Consider the following 24884-nt stretch of genomic DNA (forward strand, 5'->3'; position numbering starts at 1 on the left):
GACGCAGACCTCGGTGCACGGCGGCGGCATCGGCGAGCCGACCGGCGGCGGGCCGAGAACCGGCTGCCCGGGCGGCGGCGCCATCTCGTCGGTGGTCTCACCGGCGCACAGCTTCTGCACCAGGTCGCTGTCCACGGTTCCGACGTGGACCGCGTCGCGCTGCATCCCGCACAGGCCCTCGCTGCCCTGGTCGCCGGCCCACGGCGTACCGTGCATCGCCAGCGGGCTGCTCGCGAGCCACGGCGCGGCCCGCAAGCCGTCATTGGTGGTGGCCGCGCTGGCCGCGCCGGCCGCGGCGAAGATCGCTCCGCCGGAGGACAAAGCCACAGCGGCGAAGGTCAGATACTTGCGCATCGCCGACTCCTCTCATCGCGTTTCATGAATAGGGAACTGGCCCCTCAACGCGGAGGAAGATCGGCAGGTCACGCCAAAGGCCGCATTCGGGTGGCGTGCGGGCGTACAGAACAAAAAGCAGCGCACCGGGCTCGCGCGTGGACCGGGGGTGCCAGAAGCCTGACAACCGTGGTGCGCGGCCGGTGCGCTGCGTGGCTCGACGGGGGTTTCGCGCGCTGCTTCGCGGTCTGGTCTCGGGTACTGGTTCGGGTACTAGTTCGGTTACTGGTTCGGGTACTGATTTCGTGTACTGGTTCGCAGGTGCCGCCGCGGGGCGCTACTTGATCGAGTCGAACTGGCCGGGCACGTAGTCGCCGGCCGGGTTGCGGACCATGACGTTGCCCCGGTTGAAGGCGTTGATCAGTGCGATCTGCGCCACCAGGGTGGCCAGCTGGTCCTCGTCGTAGTGCTTGGCGGCGTTCGCCCACACCACGTCGGCCACCCCGGCGCCGTCGGCCAGCCGGGTGCCGGCCTCGGCCAGCTCCAGCGCGGCGCGCTCGGCCTCGGTGAAGCAGGCGGCCTCCCGCCAGGCGGCGACCAGGTTCAGCCGGGCCGCGCTCTCGCCGGCGGCCAGGGCGTCCTTGGTGTGCATGTCCAGGCAGAAGGCGCAGCCGTTGATCTGGCTGGCCCGGATCTCGACCAGGTGCAGGGTCGGCACCGGGACGTCGGCCTCGTGCAGGACGCGGCTCGCGGCGATCAGGTACTTGGTGAACTTGGCCCCGGTCGGGGTGCCGAAGGTGTTCAGGCGGGCTTCCATGGTGTGCTCCCTGGTCGATCTGGGCTGGGTACACCACTAGGACGGGAGCGCACCGACCCTTGTGACACGGTCTGTTGTGACCCGGGTCACGGTTCGGCGGGCCGGGCTCAGCGCCGCGGCGCCTTCAGGGCCTCCGGCAGCGCCGCGCCCAGGTGCTCCACGTCGGTGATCGACTTGGCGTGCCCGGAGTCCACCGCGGAGCGCGCGATGTCGACGATCTGCTGCGGCAGCGCGACCAGGTGCCGGGCGAAGTCGTCGAAGTCGTTGCCGATCTTCTTCAGCAGCTCGGCGCACACGCTGGCGGCGTCCCGGCTCTCGGAGTCGCGCGGGTCGTCGTCGTCGAACAGCCAGACCGAGCCGACGTCGGCGCCGCGGATCTTCAGCGCCAGCATGCCGCCCTGCACGTAGCCGATGCCCAGGAACTCCTCGGTGAACCGGTCGTACAGCGCCTGGTTGGCGTACACCAGGTCCTGGTGCGGGTCCTCGCGGCGCAGCCCGAACAGCCACTGGTCGGCGATCAGGCCGCCGGCCAGGTTGACCGCCGGGCTGATCGGCCGGCCGCCGTCGGTGCCGGCCAGGAAGCGCCGGTAGGACGGCGGCAGCCCGAAGCCCAGGTGCTGCTCCAGCTGCTTCATCGCGTCCTCGGGCACCGAGCCGCTGCGCTCGAAGGCGACCGGCTCCAGCATGCCCTCGGTGAACAGCCCGGAGCGGTTGCGGTCGGCCTTCAGCGTGGCCATGCCGCCGTGGTGCCGGAAGGCGCCGTGCAGCTCGATCGGCACGCAGTGCAGCAGCCGGGACTCGGCGGCGTGCGCCCAGGTCCAGCCCTGCGGCGTGGCGATGTCCGAGCGGACCTCCCAAAGCGGGTCGCCGGAGCCGGCGGCCAGCAGGTTGGCGGCGATGACGTCGGTGACCCGGATCTCGTCCACGGACAGGCCGGAGGGCGGGTCCGCGATCTGCACCGTATGCCGGGCGTAGACGGCGAACTCCGGGTAGCCGTGCATGGTCAGGTAGATGCCGTGCGGGAACTTGCGGTCGAGTTCGGGGTCGCTGAACTCGATGATCCGTCCGGCGAACTGGCCGTTCGGTATGCCGTGCCGCTGTGCGGATGCCTGTGCCATGGTGAGGTCTCGCTCCGGCCTTCTTCACTCCTGTTGTGTCCGGTAGAAAGGTACCGGCTCTTCACCGGTGGCGGGTATGTCGCCTGACCAGGTGGCCCCGCCGGGGTGAACTTCGCCCGGATTGATCCCCAATCCGGGACGTCGGACACCGGGCGTACCCTAGGGATATCCCGACGCCGACCCATGGCTTCGGGCTGTTCGTCGTGCGCGAAGGGTGGCCCTTGTGAGCCTGTCCGGACTTCTTGACGCCGTATCCGATGACCAGGGGGTCGCCGCGCTGCTGGAAGCGGCCGGGACCGCCGGGCGTACCTCCTTCGACCTGGCCGCGCCGCGCTCGGTGCGGCCGTTCGCGCTGGCCGCGCTGGCCCGGGCGCAGGGCCGCACCGGCCGCCCGGTGCTGGCCGTGACCGCCACCGGCCGCGAGGCCGAGGACCTGGTGGCGGCCTTGCGCGGGCTGCTGGACCCGGACTCGGTGGTGGACTTCCCGTCCTGGGAGACGCTGCCGCATGAGCGGCTGTCCCCGCGCAGCGACACCGTCGGCCGGCGGCTGGCCGTGCTGCGCCGGCTGGTCCATCCGGATGCCGGGACCGAGGGCGCCGGGGCCCTGCAGGTGGTCGTGGCGCCGATCCGCTCGGTGTTGCAGCCGCAGGTGAAGGGGCTGGCCGACCTGGTCCCGGTGGCCGCCCGGACCGGTGCCGAGATCGAGCTGGACGACCTGGTGAACCGGCTGGCCGCGGCCGCCTACACCCGGACGGACCTGGTGGACAAGCGCGGCGAGTTCGCGGTGCGCGGCGGCATCGTCGACGTCTTCCCGCCGACCGAGGAACACCCGCTGCGGCTGGAGTTCTGGGGCGACCAGATCGAGGAGATCCGCTACTTCAAGGTCGCCGACCAGCGTTCGCTGGAAGTGGCCGAGCACGGCCTGTGGGCGCCGCCGTGCCGCGAACTGCTGCTCACCGACGAGGTCCGCAAGCGGGCCGCCACCCTGATGGCCGATCACCCGGAACTGGCCGACATCCTCGGCAAGGTGTCCGAGGGCGTCGCCGTGGAGGGCATGGAGTCGCTGGCGCCGGTGCTGGCCGAGGACATGGAGCTGCTGATCGACCTGCTGCCGGCCGGCTCGCCGATCGTGCTGTGCGACCCCGAGCGGGTCCGGACCCGGGCCGCCGACCTGGCCGCGACCTCCGCGGAGTTCCTGGACGCCTCCTGGGCCGCCACCGCCGGCGGCGGCGTGAGCCCGATCGACCTGGGCGCGGCCTCGCTGAAGGAACTGGCCGGGGTCCGTGAGCACGCCATCACCCTCGGACTGCCCTGGTGGTCGCTGACCCCGTTCGCCCCGGACCTGGAGCTGTTGCCCGAGGAGGACGGCACCGAGGTCAGCGCGATCAACGACGGCGAGCAGTACGGCGGCGACGTCGGCCGGGCGCTGGGCGACGTCCGGGCCCGGATCTCCGAGGGCTGGCGGGTGGTGCTGGTGACCGAGGGGCACGGCTCGGCCGAGCGCCTGGTCGAGGTGTTGAAGGGGGCTGACATCGGCGCCCGGTACGTCCCGGAGCTGGACACGCTCCCGGAGCCGGCGCTGGCCACGGTCGCCACGGCCAGCGTCGAGCACGGCTTCATCGCCCCCGGGCTCAAGCTCTGGGTGATCACCGAGCAGGACGTCTCCGGGCAGCGCGGGAGCACCAAGGACACGCGGATGCCCTCGCGGCGCCGCAACGTCATCGACCCGCTCCAGCTCAAGGCCGGCGACCCGGTCGTGCACGAGCAGCACGGCGTGGGCCGCTACGTGGAGATGGCGCAGCGCACCGTGGCCGGCGCCACCCGCGAGTACCTGGTGATCGAGTACGCCGCGGCCAAGCGCGGCCAGCCCGGCGACCGGCTGTTCGTCCCCACCGACCAGCTGGACCAGGTGACCAAGTACGTCGGCGGCGAGGCGCCCTCGCTGCACCGGCTCGGCGGCGCGGACTGGCAGAAGGCGAAGTCCCGGGCCCGCAAGGCGGTCAAGCAGATCGCCGGCGACCTGGTGAAGCTCTACAGCGCCCGGATGGCCGCCCCCGGACACGCGTTCGGGGCCGACACGCCGTGGCAGCGGGAGCTGGAGGACGCGTTCCCGTACGTCGAGACGCCGGACCAGCTGGCGTGCATCGACGAGGTGAAGGGCGACATGGAGAAGCCGGTCCCGATGGACCGGCTGATCTGCGGCGACGTCGGCTACGGCAAGACCGAGATCGCGGTGCGCGCGGCGTTCAAGGCGGTGCAGGACGGCAAGCAGGTGGCGGTCCTGGTGCCGACCACGCTGCTGGTGCAGCAGCACTTCTCGACGTTCGCCGAGCGCTACGCGCAGTTCCCGGTCACCCTCAAGGGCCTGTCCCGGTTCCAGACCGACAAGGAGGCCGAGGAGGTGCTGCGCGGGGTCGCCGACGGCTCGGTCGACATCGTCATCGGCACCCACCGGCTGTTGGCGAACTCGGTGAAGTTCAAGCGCCTCGGCCTGGTGATCGTGGACGAGGAGCAGCGCTTCGGCGTCGAGCACAAGGAACAGCTGAAGCAGGCGCGGGCCAACGTGGACGTGCTCACGATGTCCGCCACCCCGATCCCCCGCACGCTGGAGATGGCGGTCACCGGCATCCGCGAGATGTCGACGATCCAGACCCCGCCGGAGGAGCGGCACCCGGTGCTGACCTTCGTCGGGCCGTACGAGGAGAAGCAGATCTCGGCCGCGATCCGGCGCGAACTGCTGCGCGAGGGCCAGGCGTTCTACATCCACAACCGGGTGGAGTCCATCGACCGCGCGGCCTCCCGCCTTCGGGTCCTGGTACCCGAGGCGCGGATCGCCATCGCGCACGGACAGATGAACGAGCACGTGCTGGAGCGGCTGATCGTCGACTTCTGGAACAAGGAGTACGACGTCCTGGTCTGCACCACGATCGTGGAGTCCGGCATCGACATCCCCAACGCCAACACGCTGATCGTCGAGCGTGCCGACAACTTCGGCCTGTCCCAGCTGCACCAGCTGCGCGGCCGGGTGGGTCGCGGACGCGAGCGCGCGTACTCGTACTTCACCTACCCGCCCGAGAAGCCGCTGACCGAGACCGCGCACGAACGCCTGGCCACCATCGCCCAGCACACCGACCTCGGCGCCGGTATGTACGTGGCGATGAAGGACCTGGAGATCCGCGGCGCCGGCAACCTGCTCGGCGGCGAACAGAGCGGCCACATCGAGGGCGTCGGCTTCGACCTGTACATCCGCATGGTCGGCGAGGCGGTGGAGGAGTACCGCGCACAGGCCGAGGGACGCGAGGTCGAGGAGCAGGTGGAGATCCGCGTGGACCTCCCGGTCGACGCCCATCTCCCGCACGACTACATCCCGGGCGAGCGGCTGCGCCTGGAGGCGTACAAGCGCATCGCGGCCGCCACCAGCCACGAGGAACTGGCCGAGGTCCGCCACGAGTTCATCGACCGCTACGGCCGCTTTCCACAGCCTGTGGAGAACCTTCTCGCGGTCGCGGCGTTCCGCATCGACGCGCGCGCGGTCGGGCTCACGGAGGTCGCGGTGCAGGGCAACTTCGTGAAGTTCGGCCCGGTGAAGCTGCGCGAGTCGCAGGAGATGCGGCTGCTGCGGCTTTACCCGAAGACGCTGGTGAAGGCGGCGACGGAGACGATGCTGGTGCCGAAGCCGATGACGGCAAGGGTGGGCGGGCAGCCGCTGCGGGATCAGGAGTTGTTGGGGTGGGCCAGGGATCTGATGGATGCGGTTTTGAAGATGTAGGGCGGCGGTCGGGCGGATCGCTTGTGGTAGCCGGGTTGGCGGATCGGGTCCGGTCTGAGTGTCGGACCGGTCTGAGTGTTTGACGGGCCTGAGTGTTTGACCGGTCTGAGTGTTTGACCGGTCTGAGTGTTTGACGGGCCTGAGTGACGGACCGGCCCGAGTGTCAGTGGGCCCTGGTTGGCTTAGCTGCGAATCACTCGCAGCTGCGAACCATTCGCAATCCAGGCCGGCGGCAGGGGACCCCAGTGAGCGCCACATCAGCACTGCCCAGACAGGTCAAGGCGCTGATCGTGGCGCGCGCGGTGAACCAGCTCGGCGGCTTCTCGCTGGCGTTCCTGACCGTGCTGCTGAACCGGAGCTTCGGCGCGAGTCTGGCGATGGCCGGGGTGGTGTCGGCGCTGTTCGGGTTGGCGACGATTCCCAGTCGGCTGGCCGGCGGCCGGCTCGCGGATCGGTGGGGGCGGCGGCGCACGATCGTCGCGGGGCTGGTCGGCCTGGCCGTGGCGCAGTTGGGGTTGGCGGCGGCGCCCGGGCTGATCGCGGCGACGGTGTGCGCGTTGTTGATGGGGCTCGCCTTCGAGCTCTTCGAACCGCCGAGTCAGGCGACGATCGCCGATGCGGTGCCGCCGGCCGGGCGGGCCTCGGCCTTCGAATTGCTGACCACCGCCGTGGCGGCCGGGAGTCTGGCGGCCGGAGTGATCGCCGATGTGGTCGGACGCTGGAGTCTGCGATGGCTCTTCGTGGTCGACGCCGGGACCGGTCTGGCCTGTGCGGTGATCGTGTGGCTGGTGCTGGCGCCGGATGTGGTGCCGCGGCGGGATGATCGACCCTCGGCGAACTCGACAAGTGCGGCGAGCTTGGTAGGCCAGGCAAGCCCAACAAGTCCAGCAAGTCCAACAACCTCGGCAAACCCAGCAAGTCCAACAAGCCCGGCGATCGTCTCGCCGCCCGCGGCCTCCCCGTGGCGCGACCGAGCCCTCCTCCTCGTCACCGCCTCGGGCACGGTCTTCGCCCTCGTCTCCATGCTCATGCTGACCGCGCTCCCGCTTTCCCTCGGCGCCGTCGGCCTGAACCCGGCGAACGCGGGCCTGGTCATGGCCGCCTCGACCGCGACCCTGGTCCTGGCCCGCCCGGTGCTGCGCACCCGCCTCGCGGAGCTCTCGCACGCCGCGACCTTCGCTGTCGGCTATCTGCTGATGGCCGCGGGCTTCGGCGGCTACGCCCTGGCACACACGCTCCCGACTCTGCTCCTGCCGACCGCGCTCTACAGTCTCGGCAATCTGCTCGTCATGGGGCGCTCGTTCGCCGTCGTCAGCGAGTTGGCGCCGGCCGAGGCGTCGGCCCGCTACCTCGCCGTCTACGGGAGCAGTTGGGGTGTCGCGACTCTGCTGGCGCCGCTGGTGGCGACCTGGTTGATCGGCGTGTCCGGGCCGGCGGCGCTGTGGACGGTGAGCGCCTTGGTGTGTGCCGCGATGGCGGTCGCGCAGCCGTGGGTCGTGCGGCGGGTTCGGGGGCTTCGGGACGATCTTGGTGTGATCCACTCCACAAAGACCATGGCGGACCGCTACGATGCGGTGTCGATCTGAGTTGGTCTGAGGTCCGCCAGGAAGGTTCAGCACCGTGATCCACGCTAGCCCCGTCCGTCTCGCCGCCGTCGTCGTCCTCGGCGGGGCAGTCGCTCTCGCCACCTCCGCCTGCGGCGGTCCGATGCAGGCCGGGGCCGCGGCCGTGGTGCAGGGCCAGCGCACCACCGACGCCACGGTCCAGGACCAGGTCTCCTCGATCATCTCCCTGGTCCAGAAGAACAACCTGCAGCAGGGCGACGTCACCGACGCCCAGCGCGCCGCGCTGGGCAAGGCCCAGATCAGTCTGCTGGTGGAGCAGGCGCTGTGGCAGAGGGCGGCTGACGACGAAGGCCTTGAGGTCACCTCGGCCGACGACGCCAAGGAACAGAGCGCGCTGGTCGAGCAGGACCGGGCCACCCTCGGCGGCAAGCAGTTCACCGGCAGCGACAATGAGGCGGTGGCGCTGGCCGACGCCGAGTCGCAGAGCGCCTCCGGCCTGGCGCCGAGCACCGTCCCGATCTACGCCCACGTGCAGGCGCTGATCCGCGCGGTGGTGAACGAGCAGGCGGCCAAGGCGCACCTGGACCCGAACGACCAGAACAACGTGCCCGCGTTGCAGTCCGCGCTCCAGCCGGTGCTGGTCAAGGCGGCCGGCGAGATCAAGGTCAAGATCTCGCCGCGGTACGGCCAGTTCGACGCGAGCACCGCTCAGGTCGTCGCCGCGCAGGCCTCGTGGATCCGGCCGACCAAGGCCCAGATCGCCGCCGCCCAGCAGCAGCAGGACGCCAGCAACGGCATGGGCACCAACTGAGGCTCGGCTCCTCAGCTTCCATACACAGACACACAGATACACAGACGCCGAGCGCGCTGCCCCCGGAACCGGGACAGCGCGCTCGTTGTTCTCCGCTCGAAACGACTCTCGAAACGACTCTCAAGAAGCCCCGTACCGCTCCGCGATCGTGTGGAACACCTTCTTGCGCCGCCAGTTCAGCTCCGGTGTGTCCGGGCCGGTCATCGTCACGGTGCCGTAGGAGGCCAGGTCCAGGTCCCGCCGCGGGTCGTCCGGGACGTGCACGGCCCGGAACGTGGCGAACGTGAACCAGAACGCCGAGTCGAGCCCGGCCGCCTCGAACACGTCGTAGAGCTCGGTGAAGTACGCGCTCTGCTCGTCCTCGCTGCGGACGTGGTCCTCCTTGACCACCGGCGGGTCGACCGAGGCGTCCAGGATCGCCCAGCCCATGCCGCCGCGGTCGCCGGCCCCGACATAGGTGGTGCAGCCGAACTCGGTGGCCACCACCGGCTTGCCGTGCTTGAAGTGTCCGCGGATCTCCTCCGCGAACTTGTCCTTGTTCTCCTTCGCGCGGTAGGCGTCCACGGACACGAAGTCGAACGGCGTCCAGTCGATGAACTCCCACGGCCCGGCCGCGTAGGTCACCTTCCCGTGGAAGTGCTCCCGCACCGCCGCGGCGGCCTCGGCCAGGTAGCCGTTGAACTTGCCGAGGATCTCCCCGAGCCGGCTCCACAGCGCCATCCCGCCGCCGCTCAGCGTCTCGATCCGGGCGTAGGTGTCGTCGCCGTCGAAGTAGCCGGGGCAGAACAGCGAGGTCTCGCAGCCGGCCACGAACACCATCTCGGTCCCGGCGGCGCGGATCCGCTCGGCCCGGCGGGCGCAGTCGGCCAGCAGCTCCAGCAGCTCCTCCCGTGAGGCCTCGCACGGGAAGGGCGCGAACCAGACCTCCAAACCGGCTTCCGCGGCGGCCTGGGCGGCGGCTTCCAACCGGTCCGGCAACGCCCCGGAGATCCGGACCGCGGTGCAGTGCAGCTCCTCGGCGATGATCCGGAGCTCCCGGCGGGCGGTCTCCGGGTCGAAGTCCGGCCGCGAGTCCTTGCCGCCGGGGAAGAAACCGGTGTCGTAGTTGATGCCCTTGCCGCGCATAACGCCTACCCCTCCCGTGGTGCCATGTCTGTGGTGTGTCCGGGCGCGTTCCGGTGCGTCCGCAGCGGTGCGTCGGACGCGATATATCGTATCAGCGCTCTTCGGCGGAGGTGAGGTCCGCGGCGTGCGCCTGGACCAGCTTCTCCAACGGTTCGACCGCCGCGCCGCCGGTGACGCAGGCCCCGGCGATCGCCACGATCAGCACGACGGTGCCCAGCCAGGCCATCGTGGACACCGGCAGCAGGAACGCCCCGGCCAGCCGGGCGACGCACTCGGCCAGCAGCCAGGTGCCCCAGATCACGGTGAACAGGTTCTCCTTGGCCCGGAACGCGGTGCTCTCGGCCTTCAGCGCGTCCCACGCCGCGGCCCGCCGGACGTCGCCCTTGACGACGAACGGCTTCAGCCCGGCCGACATCATCGGCTTGCCGCCCCGCGCCGACCACAGCATCCCCAGCGCGATGGTGCTGCTCACCGCCGAGTCCTTGGCCAGCATCAGCCGCGGGTCGCCGGAGACGAAGGTCAGGGCGATGGCCACCACGTTCACCGTCAGCATCAGCGCGGCCAGGGCGTTCAACTCCCGCTTGGTGACCGCGGCCGTGATCGTGCGGGCCGCCGGCACCACGCTGCTGAACGCCAGCGCGGCGGCGGTGCCGATGCCGAGCCCGGCGTGCAGGGCGTAGTAGGCGCCGAGCGGGACGGCGATGTCGACGGCGAGCGGCAGCAGCGCCTGCTTCAGCGGGTTCGGCGTCCGGAGCGCTTCCGATGCGGTGGTGCTCTCGGCGTCGGCCGTGCTCATAGCGGTCTCCGCGGTGACGGTGATGGCGGTCATGATGGGTCCTCTCCCCGGCGAACTCATTGGGCTCGACATAACTTTAGGCTGGACCTATTCATTAGGTCAAGCCTAAGATGGAGCCATGGAGACCAAGCACGACGGGCTGCGCGAGCGCAAGAAGCGCCAGACCCGCGAAGAGATCGCCAACGTCGCGACCGCGATGTTCGCCGAGCGCGGCTTCGAGAACGTGACCATCGCCGAGGTGGCCACGGCCGTGGGGGTGGCCAAGATGACGGTCACCAACCACTTCCCGCTCAAGGAGGACCTGGTCTTCGACCGCGCGGAGCACATCGTCCACGGGCTGCCCGAGGCGATCGCCGCGCGGCCCGAGGGCGAACCGGTACTGGCCGCCGCCCGCCGCTACCACGCCGAGCGGCTGGCCGCCGGGGACCCGACCATCGGGCACCTCGGCGTGAACTTCTCCCGCCTGGTGCTGGCCAGCCCGGCCCTGACCGCGCGCGAGCGGCAGATCCACGACCAGCGCGAGGAGGCGCTGGCCGAGGTCCTGGTGACGCAGGCGACGCCGGGCGAGGAACTGCCGGCGCGCGTGGTCGCGGCGCAGATCGCCGGGGTCTACCGGGTCGTGTACTACACCGGCCGCCGACTGCTGCTGGAAGGCCTTCAGGGCCCGGAGATGGTCGAGACGCTCGGCGCCGTCGCCCAGCGCGCCTTCGCCCTCCTCGAAGCCGATCTCAGCGGCTTCGACCCGCGACCCCGCCTACGATCTACCCCATGACCGAAGCCCCGCCGCCGGCCGGCCGCATCGTCTTCCTCGCCACCTCCCCGCGCGTCGCCCTCGGCCTGTTGTCCTGGCCCGCCTGGGAGGTGCTGCGGGCGGCGGACGTGGTCTTCGCCGGCGACGCCGACCACCCGCACATCCCCTACGTCGAGCAGGCCACCGGCGCCGTGGTGGCGCTGCCGGACCACAGCCCGGCGATGGCCGCCGAACGCCTCCTGGAGGCCGCCACGCCCGCCCGCACGGTCGTCTGGCTCGCCGAGGACGAGGAGTACGACGAGGAACTGGCCGTGGCGCTGGGGAACCGTCTGGTGGCCACCGCCGCCGCGGCGCTGCCCGACCTCGAAGTCCTGCCGGGCTCCTATGATCTGCCCGGCGCGCACCTGCTCGACCTGGTGGACGTCATGAACCGGCTGCGCTCGCCCGGCGGCTGCCCCTGGGACGCCGAGCAGACCCATGCCTCGCTGGTGCCGTATCTGCTCGAAGAGGCCTACGAAACCGTCGAGACGATCGAGGACGGCGATCCCCTGGCCCCCGGCCCGGGCCGGGACGCGCTGCGCGAAGAACTCGGCGACGTGTTGCTCCAGGTGATGTTTCACTCACGCATCGCCGAAGAACACGAAGCCGATCCGTTCTCGGTGGACGACGTCGCCGACGGCATCGTCGCCAAGCTGATCCGCCGGCACCCGCACGTGTTCGGCGATGTCGAGGCCTCCACCGCCGAGCAGGTGGCGGAGAATTGGGACCAGATCAAGGCGAAGGAGAAGCGGCGCACGTCGGTGACCGAGGGCGTGCCGACGTCCCAGCCCGCACTCTCGCTGATCGCCAAACTCGCCGGACGGGTTCGCAAATCCGGCCTCGAGGTGCCGGTGCCGACCGCGCCGGACCTCCCGAAGACCCCCGATGAACTGGGCGAACTGCTGCTGGCGACGGCGGTCGCGGCCGTCGCGGCGGGCTGGAATCCAGAAGAAGCTTTGCGGACGGCTGCGCGAAGCTATCGTGACCGGATCATTTCGGTCGAACAGGAGCTAGCCAGGGGGTAGGGGTGGCGGGTTACCCTGAAGCAGGGTAGGTGAAGCGGACCGGCCGACTTCTCCTCACGACTCGTAGCTAACAGGGAGAAGAGAAACCACCATGCTCGGTGACCTCCAGCCGTGGCACATCATCGTGCTGCTCGTCGTGCTGTTCCTGCTGTTCGGGGCGAAGAAGATGCCGGACATGGCCCGCTCGGTGGGGCAGTCTCTGCGTATCTTCAAGTCCGAGATGCGGCAGAGCCAGAAAGAGACCGAGGACGTCGCGAAGCAGGCCAGCGAGGCCGCGCGCGTGACGCCCGCCGTCGAGACCGTCGCCTCGGCGCCGGTGGCGGACGCGGCTCAGAAGCAGACCAACGCCAGCTGAGCGGTCCGCACCAGCTGAGCGGTCCGCACCAGCCCTAATAAAGCTTTGGGGCCTCCCGCGATTCGCGAGAGGCCCCTCAGTGCTGCCCTGGGAGCCTTGGGCCCGGGAGCGGGCCGGGAGATCAGCCGGCCGGAATCACTGCCCCGGCAAGGTGTTCTGGAACGCGCCGTGCGCCGCGGAAGTCAGCCAGTCCTTCTGCGTGTCGTCGTTGCGCAGGTCGACGTAGACCGCCGTGGTGATCAGCACGTAGCGGTGGAAGCTGCCGAACTTGCCCTCGCGGGTGGCGGTGCCGGCCTTGGCCAGCTTCGTGCAGGTGTCGGCGCCGGGCTGGCCGGCCGGCGGGCACCACTGGGCGTAGTCGCCGGTGTGGGTGGTGCCGAGCTTCTTGTAGACCGCCGCCGCCGTGGCCGCGTCCTGGTACGGGATGATCATGGCGCTGACGACGATCCGGCTGTTGGCCGGGTCGATCCACGAGGCGGCCATCAGGTTGGTGCAGGGCGCGGACTTCACGATGGTCTGCACCGCCGCGTCGCCGACCTTGTCGCACGGCATGGGCTGCGCGAACTTCAGCTCGTAGTTCACCTTCTTGTCGTCGATGAACGACTTGGCCACCAAGGCGTCGGCGGTGAACGGCGTCTTGTCGGTGTTCGCGTTGTCCAGGCTCGCGCCGCCGCCCGGGGCGGACGCCGAAGCCGGCGGAGCCGCCGAACTGGTGTAGCTGTTGTTCGGGACCGTCGCCGAAGTCGTCGCCGCGACGGGCGTGGTGGCCGGGGCTGCCGGCTTCGACGGGCTCTTGTCCGCGGTCGAGCTCTTGCCGCCCTTGGTGAACATGTAGATACCGCCCGCGGCGCCGGCCAGCACCACCACGGCCGCGACGACCGCCAGGATCCGGCCGGTGTTCTTCTTCGGCGGCGGCTCCTCGCCGATCGGACCCAGGCCGGGCATCTGCGGCGGGGTGAACTGCGGGGGCGGCGGCTGCTGGGTGAACTGCGGGTACGGCCCGCCAACCGGGTGCTGCGGCGGTCCCGGCGGCCCGGGTGGCGGCTGCTGCGGCGGTCCCGGCGGGGGCTGCTGCGGGGCCCGCTGCGGCGGCTGCGGTGGAGTGTAAGAACCCTGATCCCAGCCACCGCCCTGCTGGGGCTGCTGCGGCGGTTGCCGCGGCTGCTCCGGCGGCTGGGGCTGGGAGCCCCAACCCGGCTGGATCTGGGTCTCCCAAGGCGGCTGAGAAGACATGGTCACAGCATATGCAGTACTGATGACAGACGTGCAGAGTCTTCGCCGATCTCAGTGGTGAACAGTCCTCTATGGTCGGAGAATGGCAGATACCCCTGACGCACGCTTCGAGACGCTGGCCGCCGACTTCCTGGACGGCCTGTGGCGCCGCCGCCCGGACTGGGCCAGCGCGCTGGGCCGGCACGAGTACGACGCGGAGCTGCCAGACCACTCTGCCGGCGGACTGGCCGCGGAGTCCGCGTGGCTGGCCGGGCAGGCCGAAGAGCTCGCCGACCTGGACCGGGCCGCGTTGTCGGTGCCGAACCGGGTGGACGCCGCGATCCTGGCCAACGAGGTGGCTCGGCTTCGGTTCCAGATCGACGATCTGCGCGAGGACGAGTGGAATCCGGCGGAGGCGAATCCCGGAATCTCTTTGTACACACTGCTCGCGCGCGATTACGCTCCGGCGGCGCAGCGGCTGACGGCCTTCGCGGGGCGGCTGGAACAGGTGCCCTCGACGCTGGCCGGGAACCGCGCGCTGCTCGCCGGCAAGGCGCTGTCACGGATCCATGTGGAGCTGGCGATCGGGCAGTTCGAGGGCACGGCCGAGCTGATCGCCGGGGAGTTGGACACGGCCGTCGCGGCGGCGCGGGAGGCCGGCGCCGAGGGCCTTTCCGAGGCCAGGGCGGCGATCGAGGCGGTGCGCCCGGCCGCGTTGGAGGCGCTCCAGGAACACATCGCCTGGCTCAAGGAGCGGCTGGCCGCCGGGGACGCGGGGCTGGAGGAGTTCCGCGACCCGCGGATCGGTGCGGAACTGTTCGCCCGGAAACTGTCGCTGAGCCTTGACGCGGAGTCGGACGCGGCGGAGATCCTGGCCCGGGCCGAGGCGGATCTGAACCGGGTCTCCGGCGAGATCGTCGAGGCCGCCGCGGACTACGACAGCGTCGAAGTGCCCGCGGATCCGGCCGAGCGGTCGGCGTTGGTGCGCAGGGTGCTGGACCGGCTGGCCGAGTCGCACCCGGACAACGACAGCATCCTGGAATACGGCCGGCAGGCGTTGCTGAAGCAGTTCGCGTTCGTCCGCGAGCACGACCTGGTGACCGTGTATCCGGACCCTTATGAAGTCGCCGCGATGCCCGAGGTCCACCGGGGCGTGGCGGTGGCCTACTGCGATCCGCCCGGCCCGCTGGAATCGGCTGACGTGCAAACGATTCTGGCGATCTCGCCGACGCCGCGGGACTGGACGCCCGAGCGCGTCGAGTCGTTCTTCCGCGAGTACAACTTCCACATGTTGCACAACCTGATGGTCCACGAGGCGATGCCGGGACACCTGCTTCAGTTGCAGCACTCGCGGCGGTACCAGGCGCCGACCCCGGTGCGGGCCGCGCTGTGGTCCGGGTCGTTCGTCGAGGGCTGGGCCGTCTACGCCGAGGAACTGATGGCCCGGCACGGGTACCCCGGGGACGGCGATCCGCGGGCGGTGCGGATGCAGCAGCTGAAGATGCAGCTGCGCATGATCATCAACACCGTGCTGGACGGCCGGATCCACTGCCACGGCATGACCGAGGCCGAGGCCATGGCGCTGATGACGGACCGCGGGTTCCAGGAGGACGGCGAGGCCGCCGGGAAGTGGCGGCGGGCGCTGCTGAGCAGTTCTCAGCTGTCCACCTATTACGTCGGGTACGTCGAGGTGTCCGACTTGGTCCGGGACCTGCGCGCCGAGCACCCGCAGTGGTCGCAGCGCCAGGTGCACGACGCGGTGCTGGCGCACGGCTCGCCGGCCGCGCGGTATCTCAGGGAGCTGATCGCCTAGTGCGGTGGCCGGATTGGTTCACCGGGTTTGTGGTCGCCTACCGGTAGTGAGTTGGGGTGGAGGCTGGCGGTTGGGTGGGAGTTGGGTTTTGTTGTGAAAAAACCGCCAGATTTCCGCCGCCGGCTTTGCCGGATCGGCGGCGGTCGCCCGGCAGGGCGGCAGAAATCAGTCCGTTTTTTAACAACATGTGTGGTCATTTCAGCCGTGGCCGACACGAGTGGGAACGCCGCGGTCAGACGGGACTCGTCTTACCCTCTACCCCGGGCAAGCCGCTGTCGGGGCTCGACGCGGGGGGAGAGGGAGAGAGAACGGTTTCGGGATGTCCGGCGGCCGGCGGCAGGGCGGGGGGCGCGCGCGGGCCGTCCGTTCTCGGAAGGTGCGTACACATGTTGTGGAGAAACCGGCGGTTCCGGCCGCATCCCGCCCGGCCGCAGCGGATCAGCCCAACAGTTGGCCGGAATTGCCGATTTCTTCACAACGCCCTTAAACCCCGCACGCGACCGGCGGCTTCCACACCCGACCCACCTTCGGCCGGCGACCACACCACCAACCCGGCGAACCAATCCGGCCACCGCACTAGCCGCTGTCGGCGGACCTGCCGGCTGTTCCGCCAAGAAATCGGCTAGACGTTCAGGTAGCGCAGGACCGCCATCACCCGGCGGTGGTCCTCCGCCGCCGGCGTCAGGTCCAGCTTGGTGAAGATGCTCGACGTGTGCTTCTCCACCGCCTTCTCGGTCACGAACAGCCCGGCCGCGATCGCCGAGTTGGAGCGGCCCTCGGCCATCAGCCCCAGGACTTCGCGCTCGCGCGGGGTCAGCGTCTCCAGCGGGTCGTTCCTCTTGCGGCGGCCGAGGAGCTGGGCCACGACCTCGGGGTCCAGCGCGGTGCCGCCGGCGGCCACGCGCTTGAGGGCGTCCACGAACTCCTCGACCTCGGCGACCCGCTCTTTCAAGAGGTAGCCCAGACCGTTGGCGCTGTTGGAGAACAGCTCTTGGGCGTAGGCGGCCTCGACGGCCTGGCTGAAGACCAGGATCGCCATATCGGGGTGCTTCGCACGGACCTCGACCGCGGCGCGCAGGCCCTCGTCGGTGAAGCTCGGGGGCATGCGGACGTCGGCGACGATCACGTCCGGCTTCAGGGCGTCGGCCGCGTCGACCATGCCCTTGCCGTCGTCCACCTTGGCCACGACGTCGAAGCCGGAGTCCGCGAGGAGTCGGGCCAGACCCTCACGGAGCAGGACCGCGTCTTCGGCGATCAGTACGCGGATGGCTTCTGGCATGGCATCTCCATGATGATCTGGGTCGGTCCGCCTATGGGGCTGCTCACCGACAGGATGCCATCCAACGGCGCGATGCGGTCGGACAATCCGGCCAGGCCCCCGCCGGGGTTGGTCTCCGCCCCGCCCACGCCGTTGTCGCCGACGATCATCCGGAGCTGGTCGTCCCGGATCTCCAGGTCGATCCAGGCCCGGCTGGCGTGCGAGTGCTTGGCCATGTTCGCCAGCGCCTCGGAGGCCACGAAGTACGCCGCCGACTCCACTTCCGGGCTGGGCCGCCAGGGCAGCGCGCCGTCCACCTCGACCGGGATCGGCGAGCGGCCGGCCAGCGCGGACAGCGCGGCGTCCAGGCCGCGGTCGGTCAGGACCGCCGGGTGGATGCCCCGGGCCAGGTCCCGCAGCTCGGCCAGGGCCAGCTTCACGCCCTCGTGGGCCTCGGCGACCAGCTGCGCGGCGGCCTCGGAGTCCTCCTCGCTGCCGGACTTCAGCTTCGACTTGGCCCGTCCCAGGTCCATCGCCAGCGCGACCAGCCGCTGCTGCGCGCCGTCGTGCAGATCGCGCTCGATCCGCCGCCGCTCGGCCTCCGCGGCGCTCACGGCCTGGCTGCGCGTGCTGCGCAGCGCCGCCTCGCGCCGGTCCAGTTCGGGCCGGCTCAGACCGAGCAGGGACCGGCCCAGCCCCGTCTGCGCCCGGGTCGCCAGCTCCAGCACGGTCGGCCCGAGGAGCCAGGCGAAGACCAGCGAGATCGCGGCGAACGCGAGGATCGAGGGCAGGGTGCTGATGTAGTACTGGCTGCCGTCGATGTGGGTCAGCGGAATCCGGTGGTTCGGCAGCGAGGAGTACCAGAACGGCAGCGACACGGCGCCGACGGTCATCGCCCAGACGGTGACGATCACGCAGAACCACGCCAGCCCGAACGCCGCGGAGACGATCAGGTGCACCAGATCCCGCCAGGTCGCGGGGTCGGACACGTACCCCACCAGCCGCTGTAGCGGATTGCCGGTCGGCCCGGGCTCCCGGTAGGGCGAGGGCACCCGCTCCCCGGTCAGGTTCAGGATCCGCTGCCGCTCCCGCCGGCTGGCCCAGCGCAGGCTCACCAGCCCGGCCAACAACAGCGGCAGCCCGATCACCACCAGAAGCAGCGACCCGCCCAGGGCCAACGCCACGGTCATCCACAGGAACTGCACGAAAGCACCGGCGAACGAAGCCAGAAGGTATCCCTGTTGCCGCAACGAACGCCCGGTGAAGGGGCCCTTCAGCAACTCCCCGGGTCCCACCACCGCGGCGCTCTCATCCGCGCGCCGCCCGGCGACCTTGGCTCCCACAGTCGTGATCATAGGTCCAGGATCGGGGAATTCAGAGCCGATTCCGATGGGGGTGTCCCCACTATTGGAGCGCAGGCAGGCCCCACCCGGCTCGGTTCTGCCGGGCCGAAGCGCCATTGACGCTCCATCGACGCACCCGCATAGTGCCCGCCGGCTGAATTCGCGGCGAACGCCACGCGCGCAGTGGCGTCCGTCTCACCCTTTGACCCTGCTGAGCCGGGGGCGAAGGCGACCGGGAGATAGGCTCTGGGGCGAAACCATCAGAGCTGAAGGAGAGATGCGACGTGGCGTCCATCGAAGCCATCAACGCGCGGGAGATCCTAGATTCGCGCGGCAACCCCACCGTCGAAGTCGAGGTGCTCCTCGAAGACGGCAGCTTCGCCCGCGCGGCGGTCCCCTCCGGCGCCTCCACCGGCGCCTTCGAGGCCGTGGAGCTGCGCGACGGCGACCCGGCCGTGTACGGCGGCAAGGGCGTGGAGCGCGCCGTGCAGGGCGTGCTGGACGAGATCTACCCCGCGGTGGTCGGCGAGGACGCCTCCGACCAGCGGCTGATCGACCAGGCGATGATCGACCTGGACGCCACCCCGAACAAGGCCCGGCTGGGCGCGAACGCCATCCTCGGCGTCTCGCTGGCGGTGGCCAAGGCCGCCGCCGAGTCGGCCGAGCTGCCGCTGTTCCGCTACCTCGGCGGGCCGAACGCCCACACCCTGCCGGTGCCGATGATGAACATCCTCAACGGCGGCGCGCACGCCGACTCCAACGTGGACATCCAGGAGTTCATGATCGCCCCGATCGGCGCGGGCAGCTTCCGCGAGGCGCTGCGCTGGGGCGCGGAGGTCTACCACGCGCTGAAGTCGGTGCTGAAGGAGAGGGGCCTGAACACGGGCCTGGGCGACGAGGGCGGCTTCGCGCCGGACCTGCCGTCCAACCGCGACGCGCTGGACCTGATCCTGGTCGCCATCGACAAGGCCGGCTACGTCGCGGGCCGGGACATCGCGCTGGCGCTGGACGTCGCCGCGTCCGAGTTCTACAAGGACGGCGCCTACCAGTTCGAGGGCAAGACCCGCACCGCCACGGAGATGACCGACTACTACACCGAGCTGGTCGACGCCTACCCGCTGGTGTCCATCGAGGACCCGCTGTTCGAGGACGACTGGGCGGGCTGGAAGATCCTCACCGACCGGCTGGGCGCCAGGGTCCAGATCGTCGGCGACGACCTGTTCGTCACCAACCCCGAGCGGCTGGCCCGCGGCATCGTCGGCGGCCAGGCCAACGCGCTGCTGGTGAAGGTGAACCAGATCGGCACCCTGACCGAGACCTTCGACGCCGTGCAGCTGGCGCACCGCAACGGCTACCGCTGCATGATGTCGCACCGCTCCGGCGAGACCGAGGACACCACGATCGCCGACCTGGCCGTCGCGGTGGACTGCGGCCAGATCAAGACCGGCGCCCCGGCCCGCTCCGACCGCGTCGCCAAGTACAACCAGCTGCTGCGCATCGAGGAGGAGCTGGACGACGCCGCGCGCTACGCGGGCCGCTCGGCTTTCCCGCGGTTCCAGCACGAGGGCTGAGCTTCGCGGCTGAGCTTTGTGTGGGCTTCGTGGCGGAGCTTCGCGCAGTCTCGCGACGGAGGTCCGTGGCGGAGCTTCGCTCGGCTTCGCGGCCGAGCTTCGTGGCCTGACCACCGCATGCTGATACCGCTCGGCCCGACCGGCACGCGGTATCGTCGCAGGCATGAAATCGGAGGCTGAGGGCTCGGCACCTCGGCGCTTGAGCGCGGTCCCGGCGCAGCGGCAAGACGTCGCGCCGGGACCTTCGCGCTCCTCCGGCGACGGCGGTTCGGGCTCTGGATCGGGTTCCGGCGCGCCCTCGAAGAAGCGCACGCGCTACACCGCACGCGCGGCCATCCTGATGCTTTTCGTCTGCGCGCTGGTGCTGGCCCTGGCCTACCCGCTCCAGCAGTACTTCTCGCAGAGCTCGCAGCTCGACCAGCTCAAGCAGCAGAACACGCAGAAGCGCGCCGACGTGGACCAGCTGCGTCAGGAGCTGGCGCAATGGCAGGACCCGGACTACGTCAAGATCCAGGCCCGACTCCGACTCCACTACCTCTTCCCCGGCGAGACCGGACTGCGCCTGGTCGGCGCGGGAGACGCGGCCGCCGGCGGCCCGAACGGGACCACCGGCCCCTCCGAGGGCTCCAGCGCCTGGTACGCGCAGCTGTGGAACTCGGTGACGGCGGCCGCGACCGGGGCGCCTTCCACGGCGCTGTCGCCGACTTCTACTACGCCTACCGGGACTTCGACGCCTTCGTCGGCGACCGGCCACTGACTGCCGGACGGCTGGCTGTCGAGCCGCCTTCATTGTGTTATGAGGTATTCGCCCCTTTTACAAGTCTCGGCGAGTCCACTGACAAGCGCCGCCCCCGAGCAGCCATCGCCGCCCCGCGCCGCAAACAGCCCAGTTCCAGCTCCAGTCCCAGCCTTAACTCCGCTACGGCGTCACTCCCAAATACTTCAGCACTGCCAGCACCCGCCGGTGGTCCTCATCCGCCGGTGGCAGCGCGAGCTTCGTGAAGATGTTGCTGATGTGCTTCTCCACCGAGCTGTCGGCGAGTACCAGCTTCTTGCCGATCGCGGCGTTGGAGCGGCCCTCGGCCATCAGGCCCAGGACCTCGCGTTCGCGGGCGGTCAGGGCGTCGGTGGGGTGTGAGCCGAGGAGTTGCACTACCACTTCGGGGTCGAGGACTGTGCCGCCGGCGGCGATCTTGGTCAGGGCCTCGACGAACTCGCTGACGTCCGCCACGCGCTCCTTGAGGAGGTAGCCGACGCCGGAGACTTTGCCGCTGAACAGGTCGCGGGCGTAGCGGGTCTCCACGTACTGGGAGAACAGTAGGACGCCGACTCGGGGATGGCTTCTGCGCAGCTCCAGGGCGGCGCGCAGGCCCTCGTCGGTGTGGGTCGGGGGCATGCGGATGTCCATTACCACCGCGTCCGGTGGGTCGGAGGCGAGCGCGGCCAGGAGTTCGTCGGCGTTCGGGACGGCGGCCGGGATCTCGTGGCCGCGCTTGGTGAGGATCTGCACCAGGCCGTCCCGGAGGATCGCGGAGTCTTCGGCGATCATGATGCGCACAGGCGGTGCTCTCCTTCGTCGCGGGCGGCCCTGGCTCACTGAAGATAACGGAACAGCGGAGCCGCGGCCGGACCTTGTCAGGTCCGGCCGCGGCTTCAGCGGCTTCGATGGTGCGTCGGTGTCAGGTGTCAGGTGTCAGATGTCGGTGTCTGCGTCTGCGTTGGCGTTGGTGTTGGTGTCGGCGTCGGCCGCGCCGGCGCGCCTCACACGTGCATCGGCAGCTTCACCATCACCCGGGTCGGGCCGCCCACCGGGCTGTCCACGGCCAGCGATCCCTCCACGGTGCGGACCCGGTCCAGCAGCCCGGCCAGGCCGCCGCCGTAGCCGAGCTGCGCGCCGCCGCGGCCGTCGTCCTCGACCGTGAGGTGCAGGCGGCCGTCCTCCTGGACCACCGACAGTGCGGCTCGGGACGGCGCGGCGTGCTTGGCCGCGTTGGTCAGCAGTTCGGCGGCGCAGAAGTAGGCGATGGTCTCGATCGCCCGGTCCGGGCGCTCGGCCAGGGCCACGTTCACCGTCACCGGCATCGCCGAGCGCGCTGCCAGCGTGCCCAGCGCGTCTCGCAGGCCGTTGTCCAGCGCCGCCGGGTGGATGCCGCGGGCCAGGTCGCGCAGTTCGTTGATGGCCTGTTTGGCGTTGCGGTGCGCGGTGTCGATCAGGGCCCGGGTCTCGTTCAGGTCCAGGTTGGTGCCGGCGCCGCTGGCGTCCAGGTTCTCCTTGGCCTCGCCGAGCTGCATCGCCAGCGCGACCAGCTGGGCCTGGGCGCCGTCGTGCAGGTCGCGTTCGATCCGGCGCAGCCGGGCCGCGGAGTCGTCCACGGCGTGCGCCCGGCTCACGGTCAGCTCCTCGACCCGCTGGTCGGCCCGGGTCGGGCCGAGCAGGGCGGTCATCAGCAGGGTGTCCAGCCAGATGAAGAACTTCAGGATCCAGGCCGCGGCGTAGAGCCACACCACGCCGGCGGCGGACACGAGCAGCGCCCGCGGCCAGCTGTCGAAGAAGAACTGGCCGATCTGCATCGCCGAGTGCCGTCTCACTCCGTGGTGGTCCACGTTCGTCGGGTGGAAGATCGACCACCACACCGGGTACAGGAGCGTGACGAGCCCTTCGCCCAGGCCGAGCCCGAGCAGGAACATGTACGCGACCGCCAGCGGGGAGCGGACCAGCAGGTACGCCTGTGCCCGCCAGGCCGTCATGTCGCTCAGCGCCGCCCCGAGCTTGGCCAGCAGCCCGTGCGCGTTCCGCCAGCGGGCGTTCGGCGGCGGCGTCTCGATGTCGACGCCGAGCAGCGTGCGGGCCATGCCGCGCTGGAGCTTGGCGTACTGCCGGGCCAGGAAGATCGCGATGGCGATCAGCGGCAGGCCGACGAAGGTGAAGGACAGCACTCCGCCGACCGCCAGGGTGACGAAGACGTACACAAAACCCGCGATCCCGAGCGGCGCGCTCACCAGGGCATACAGATACTGGCGGCCGGTACGCCCCGACACCGGGCTCAACAGGAAACGCTTCATGGCAAAAGCTTCGCCGATCATGACTCGGCCGCCCACGGTGCGGCCACGGAACTTCAACCCCCGGTTATCCCTACCATCGCCGCCCGGACGGCTGCCCTGACCGGACACGATAGCCGGGAATCAGCGCCGGTGGCCGGGGCTGTCGGTGCTACCAGAACAGCTGGGACAGTCGGGACAGTCGGGACAGTCGGGACAGCCGAGTCAGCAGGTTCAGGAGGGCCAGGAGGCTCAGGAGGCTCAGGAGGCTCAGGAGGCTCAGGAGGGAAGCGCGGGGCTGGTGGTCGAGGCGGTCCACGCCACCTTCTCCACCCGGGCCTGCCCGCCGGACCGGTCCAGCTCGGGCACCAGATCGGAGAACCGTTCCAGCGCGGCGCCGATCGCGGTCGCCAGCGACGCGCTGGCCTGGACCGGCTCCACACCGCAGGCCGCCGCCCACTTCTCGGCATCGACCGTCACCCGGACTTTGACCGTCGCCGATACGTTCACGTCCACGCACTCAGGGTAACGTCTTGCGCCCTCACGCGGGATGGCCTTCCATACCCGGCATGGCCACGGTCGCGGATTTGATCGGCGTTCAGTCCCAGCGGGTGGGTCCCGGGCTGCTCGGCCCGGACGGCGGGCGCTACCAGCACCCGGAGATCGCGGCCCAGGCCGCGACCAGGGCCGCGCTGTTCGGGGAGCGGCATCGGCGAGGCCGGCATCCGCATATCGGGGTCCTGCTGGGCAACGGCGAGGAGTTCGCGTTCTGGCTCTCGGCCGCCGCACTCGCCGGGGCGGCGCTGGTCGGCGTGAACCCCACGCGGCGGGGCGCCGAGCTGGCGCGAGACGTCCGGCACGCGGAGTGTGAGCTGCTCGTGACCTCCCGCGCGCTGCGCCCGCTGCTGGCCGGGCTCGGCCTGGACGACCTGCCGCTGCTGGTCGTGGACGAGCCGGGGTACTCCGAGGCGCTGGCGCCGTACCGGGGCCTGGCCGTCGCGGACGTCGCCCCGGTGGCCCCGGTCACCGAGGACACCCGGCTGCTGCTGTACTTCACCTCCGGCTCGACCGGGGCGCCGAAGGCGGTGACCTGCCGGCAGGGGCGGGTCGTGGTCTCCGGCGCGATGATGGCCGAGCGGTTCGACCTGACGGCCTCGGACGTCTGCTACATCCCGATGCCGATGTTCCACGGCAACGCCATCCTGGCGAACTGGGGCCCGGCCCTGGTCGCCGGCGCCACGATCGCCCTGCCCGATCGCTTCTCGGCCTCCGGGTTCCTGCCCGACGTGCGGGAGTACCAGGCCACGTACTTCACCTACGTCGGCCGCGCGATCTCCTACATCCTGGCCACCCCGGAGCACCCCTCGGACGCGGTCAACCCCCTGCGCGCCGGCTTCGGCACCGAGGCCGGCCCGCTGGACCGCGACCGCTTCGAGCGCCGCTTCGGCTGCCGCCTGTCGGAGGGCTACGGCGCCTCGGAAGGCGGCATCAACCTCCCCGCGCCCCGCACCTTCCCGCCCTCGGTCCTGGCCCGCGGCGCCGCGGTGGGCAGGACCGAGCCGACCCTGTCCATCCTCGACCTGGAAACCGGCAAGCCCTGCCCGCCCGGCGAATTCGACGCCGCCGGCCGCCTGCTGAACGGCGCCGCCGCGATCGGCGAACTGGTCCGCACCGGCCCCGGCGGCTTCACCGGCTACTGGAACAACGCCGCCGCCGACGCCGAACGCTATTGCGACGGCATCTACTACAGCGGCGACCTCTTCTACGCCGACACCGACGGCTGGCTCTACTTCGCGGCCCGCAAGGCGGACCGCATGCGCGTCGACGGCGAGAACATCTCCGTGGCGCTCCTGGAGGCGATCCTGTCCCGCTGGGATCCGGTCTCGGCGGTGGCGGCGTACGCGGTACCGGACGAGGTGACCGGCGACGCGGTGATGTGCGCCCTGGTGCTGAAGCGGGATGCCGGCTTCGAGCCGAAGGCGTTCGCGGATTTCCTTGCCGCGCAAGCGGATCTCGGCACGAAGATGGCGCCGCGCTTCGTCCGGGTCACGGCCGCACTACAGACCACTGCGACGGCGAAGGTGTCCCGCTACGCGTTGCGCGAGCAGGGGTGGTGGGACGTCGGCGGCGACGCGGTGTGGGAG

At 70.6% G+C, this 24884-nt stretch carries 20 protein-coding genes and 1 pseudogene; 10 read left to right on the forward strand and 11 right to left on the reverse strand.

The features are described from left to right. The 3 genes and pseudogenes from IZR01_RS32455 to IZR01_RS32465 form a co-directional block, all read right to left on the reverse strand. Nucleotides 1–354 (reverse strand): annotated as a pseudogene (locus IZR01_RS32455) (hypothetical protein); the annotation flags it as partial. A 316-nt stretch (nt 355–670) separates the two neighbouring features. Continuing rightward, on the reverse strand, nt 671–1150 hold the full coding sequence (locus IZR01_RS32460; protein ID WP_194895252.1) for a carboxymuconolactone decarboxylase family protein: 480 nt from the start codon (nt 1148–1150) through the stop codon (nt 671–673). Between the two features lie 107 nt (nt 1151–1257). Next, nucleotides 1258–2268, reverse strand: a complete 1011-nt coding sequence (locus IZR01_RS32465; protein ID WP_194895251.1) for an SMI1/KNR4 family protein — start codon at nt 2266–2268, stop codon at nt 1258–1260. A 223-nt stretch (nt 2269–2491) separates the two neighbouring features. Between IZR01_RS32465 and mfd the strand changes: the two genes are divergently transcribed. From mfd to IZR01_RS32480, 3 genes are all read left to right on the forward strand, one after another. Beyond that, entirely contained in the window at nt 2492–6037 is a 3546-nt protein-coding gene (gene mfd, locus IZR01_RS32470) for a transcription-repair coupling factor (protein ID WP_194895250.1), read from the forward strand. A gap of 245 nt (nt 6038–6282) precedes the next feature. Next, nucleotides 6283–7623 (forward strand): MFS transporter, encoded by a 1341-nt coding sequence (locus IZR01_RS32475; RefSeq protein ID WP_194926099.1) that lies wholly within the window; start codon nt 6283–6285, stop codon nt 7621–7623. A 34-nt stretch (nt 7624–7657) separates the two neighbouring features. Continuing rightward, nucleotides 7658–8413: a hypothetical protein gene (locus tag IZR01_RS32480; RefSeq protein WP_194926100.1), complete on the forward strand. Its 756-nt coding sequence runs from the start codon at nt 7658–7660 to the stop codon at nt 8411–8413. Nucleotides 8414–8533: 120 nt separating this feature from the next. Here IZR01_RS32480 and IZR01_RS32485 read toward each other — a convergent pair whose 3' ends face one another. Beyond that, nucleotides 8534–9538, reverse strand: coding sequence for a glycoside hydrolase family 113 protein (locus IZR01_RS32485; protein WP_194895247.1), 1005 nt, complete (start codon nt 9536–9538; stop codon nt 8534–8536). Between the two features lie 91 nt (nt 9539–9629). Continuing rightward, complete coding sequence (locus tag IZR01_RS32490) at nt 9630–10367, reverse strand: VC0807 family protein (RefSeq protein WP_194895246.1); 738 nt, start codon at nt 10365–10367, stop codon at nt 9630–9632. 85 nt (nt 10368–10452) lie between these two features. Here IZR01_RS32490 and IZR01_RS32495 point away from each other — a divergent pair, with 85 nt between their 5' ends. The 3 genes from IZR01_RS32495 (at nt 10453) to tatA (ending at nt 12504) form a co-directional block, all read left to right on the forward strand. Continuing rightward, a complete protein-coding gene (locus IZR01_RS32495; protein WP_194895245.1) occupies nt 10453–11106 on the forward strand; it encodes a TetR/AcrR family transcriptional regulator in 654 nt (217 codons plus the stop codon). After that, nucleotides 11103–12149, forward strand: a complete 1047-nt coding sequence (locus IZR01_RS32500; protein ID WP_194895244.1) for a nucleoside triphosphate pyrophosphohydrolase — start codon at nt 11103–11105, stop codon at nt 12147–12149. Before IZR01_RS32495 ends, IZR01_RS32500 begins: the two co-directional genes overlap by 4 nt. A gap of 91 nt (nt 12150–12240) precedes the next feature. Further along, a complete protein-coding gene (gene tatA / locus IZR01_RS32505; protein WP_194895243.1) occupies nt 12241–12504 on the forward strand; it encodes a Sec-independent protein translocase subunit TatA in 264 nt (87 codons plus the stop codon). A 135-nt stretch (nt 12505–12639) separates the two neighbouring features. Here the strand turns inward: tatA and IZR01_RS32510 are convergent, their stop codons facing one another. Continuing rightward, nucleotides 12640–13737: a hypothetical protein gene (locus IZR01_RS32510; protein ID WP_194926101.1), complete on the reverse strand. Its 1098-nt coding sequence runs from the start codon at nt 13735–13737 to the stop codon at nt 12640–12642. Between the two features lie 82 nt (nt 13738–13819). On the opposite strand from IZR01_RS32510, the gene IZR01_RS32515 reads away from it, so the two are divergent. Beyond that, on the forward strand, nt 13820–15529 hold the full coding sequence (locus IZR01_RS32515; RefSeq protein WP_194926102.1) for a DUF885 domain-containing protein: 1710 nt from the start codon (nt 13820–13822) through the stop codon (nt 15527–15529). A gap of 622 nt (nt 15530–16151) precedes the next feature. On the opposite strand, the gene IZR01_RS32520 is transcribed toward IZR01_RS32515, so the two are convergent. Both IZR01_RS32520 and IZR01_RS32525 read right to left on the reverse strand, forming a co-directional pair. Continuing rightward, nucleotides 16152–16808, reverse strand: coding sequence for a response regulator (locus IZR01_RS32520; RefSeq protein WP_194895240.1), 657 nt, complete (start codon nt 16806–16808; stop codon nt 16152–16154). Beyond that, nucleotides 16784–18142 (reverse strand): sensor histidine kinase, encoded by a 1359-nt coding sequence (locus IZR01_RS32525; protein WP_194926103.1) that lies wholly within the window; start codon nt 18140–18142, stop codon nt 16784–16786. Before IZR01_RS32525 ends, IZR01_RS32520 begins: the two co-directional genes overlap by 25 nt. A gap of 272 nt (nt 18143–18414) precedes the next feature. Here IZR01_RS32525 and eno point away from each other — a divergent pair, with 272 nt between their 5' ends. Together eno and IZR01_RS32535 are read left to right on the forward strand one after the other, a co-directional pair. Then, nucleotides 18415–19701: a phosphopyruvate hydratase gene (eno, locus tag IZR01_RS32530; RefSeq protein ID WP_194895238.1), complete on the forward strand. Its 1287-nt coding sequence runs from the start codon at nt 18415–18417 to the stop codon at nt 19699–19701. 163 nt (nt 19702–19864) lie between these two features. Continuing rightward, nucleotides 19865–20458 (forward strand): FtsB family cell division protein, encoded by a 594-nt coding sequence (locus tag IZR01_RS32535; protein WP_194926104.1) that lies wholly within the window; start codon nt 19865–19867, stop codon nt 20456–20458. Between the two features lie 162 nt (nt 20459–20620). Here the strand turns inward: IZR01_RS32535 and IZR01_RS32540 are convergent, their stop codons facing one another. From IZR01_RS32540 to IZR01_RS32550, 3 genes are all read right to left on the reverse strand, one after another. Further along, complete coding sequence (locus IZR01_RS32540; RefSeq protein WP_228560710.1) at nt 20621–21250, reverse strand: response regulator; 630 nt, start codon at nt 21248–21250, stop codon at nt 20621–20623. 212 nt (nt 21251–21462) lie between these two features. Further along, entirely contained in the window at nt 21463–22764 is a 1302-nt protein-coding gene (locus tag IZR01_RS32545; protein WP_194926106.1) for a sensor histidine kinase, read from the reverse strand. A 255-nt stretch (nt 22765–23019) separates the two neighbouring features. Then, nucleotides 23020–23256 carry a hypothetical protein gene (locus tag IZR01_RS32550; protein ID WP_194895229.1) on the reverse strand — a complete coding sequence of 79 codons (237 nt, stop codon included), beginning with the start codon at nt 23254–23256 and terminating at the stop codon, nt 23020–23022. A 53-nt stretch (nt 23257–23309) separates the two neighbouring features. Here IZR01_RS32550 and IZR01_RS32555 point away from each other — a divergent pair. Beyond that, the coding region (locus IZR01_RS32555; RefSeq protein WP_194926107.1) for an AMP-binding protein at nt 23310–24884 on the forward strand (1575 nt) is incomplete at its 3' end.

The sequence above is a fragment of the Catenulispora pinisilvae genome, assembly GCF_015356865.1.
GTDB classification, from domain to species: Bacteria; Actinomycetota; Actinomycetes; order Streptomycetales; family Catenulisporaceae; genus Catenulispora; species Catenulispora pinisilvae.

Bases quoted from the DNA above. Each gene is read 5' to 3' on its own strand.
- IZR01_RS32535 (WP_194926104.1), top strand. From the start codon at position 19,865: ATGAAATCGGAGGCTGAGGGCTCGGCACCTCGGCGCTTGAGCGCGGTC.
- IZR01_RS32460 (WP_194895252.1), bottom strand. From the start codon at position 1,150: ATGGAAGCCCGCCTGAACACCTTCGGCACCCCGACCGGGGCCAAGTTC.
- IZR01_RS32510 (WP_194926101.1), bottom strand. From the start codon at position 13,737: ATGTCTTCTCAGCCGCCTTGGGAGACCCAGATCCAGCCGGGTTGGGGC.
- IZR01_RS32500 (WP_194895244.1), top strand. From the start codon at position 11,103: ATGACCGAAGCCCCGCCGCCGGCCGGCCGCATCGTCTTCCTCGCCACC.
- IZR01_RS32520 (WP_194895240.1), bottom strand. From the start codon at position 16,808: ATGCCAGAAGCCATCCGCGTACTGATCGCCGAAGACGCGGTCCTGCTC.
- tatA (WP_194895243.1), top strand. From the start codon at position 12,241: ATGCTCGGTGACCTCCAGCCGTGGCACATCATCGTGCTGCTCGTCGTG.
- IZR01_RS32485 (WP_194895247.1), bottom strand. From the start codon at position 9,538: ATGCGCGGCAAGGGCATCAACTACGACACCGGTTTCTTCCCCGGCGGC.
- IZR01_RS32515 (WP_194926102.1), top strand. From the start codon at position 13,820: ATGGCAGATACCCCTGACGCACGCTTCGAGACGCTGGCCGCCGACTTC.
- IZR01_RS32465 (WP_194895251.1), bottom strand. From the start codon at position 2,268: ATGGCACAGGCATCCGCACAGCGGCACGGCATACCGAACGGCCAGTTC.
- IZR01_RS32495 (WP_194895245.1), top strand. From the start codon at position 10,453: ATGGAGACCAAGCACGACGGGCTGCGCGAGCGCAAGAAGCGCCAGACC.
- IZR01_RS32540 (WP_228560710.1), bottom strand. From the start codon at position 21,250: ATGATCGCCGAAGACTCCGCGATCCTCCGGGACGGCCTGGTGCAGATC.
- IZR01_RS32545 (WP_194926106.1), bottom strand. From the start codon at position 22,764: ATGAAGCGTTTCCTGTTGAGCCCGGTGTCGGGGCGTACCGGCCGCCAG.
- IZR01_RS32525 (WP_194926103.1), bottom strand. From the start codon at position 18,142: ATGATCACGACTGTGGGAGCCAAGGTCGCCGGGCGGCGCGCGGATGAG.
- IZR01_RS32490 (WP_194895246.1), bottom strand. From the start codon at position 10,367: ATGACCGCCATCACCGTCACCGCGGAGACCGCTATGAGCACGGCCGAC.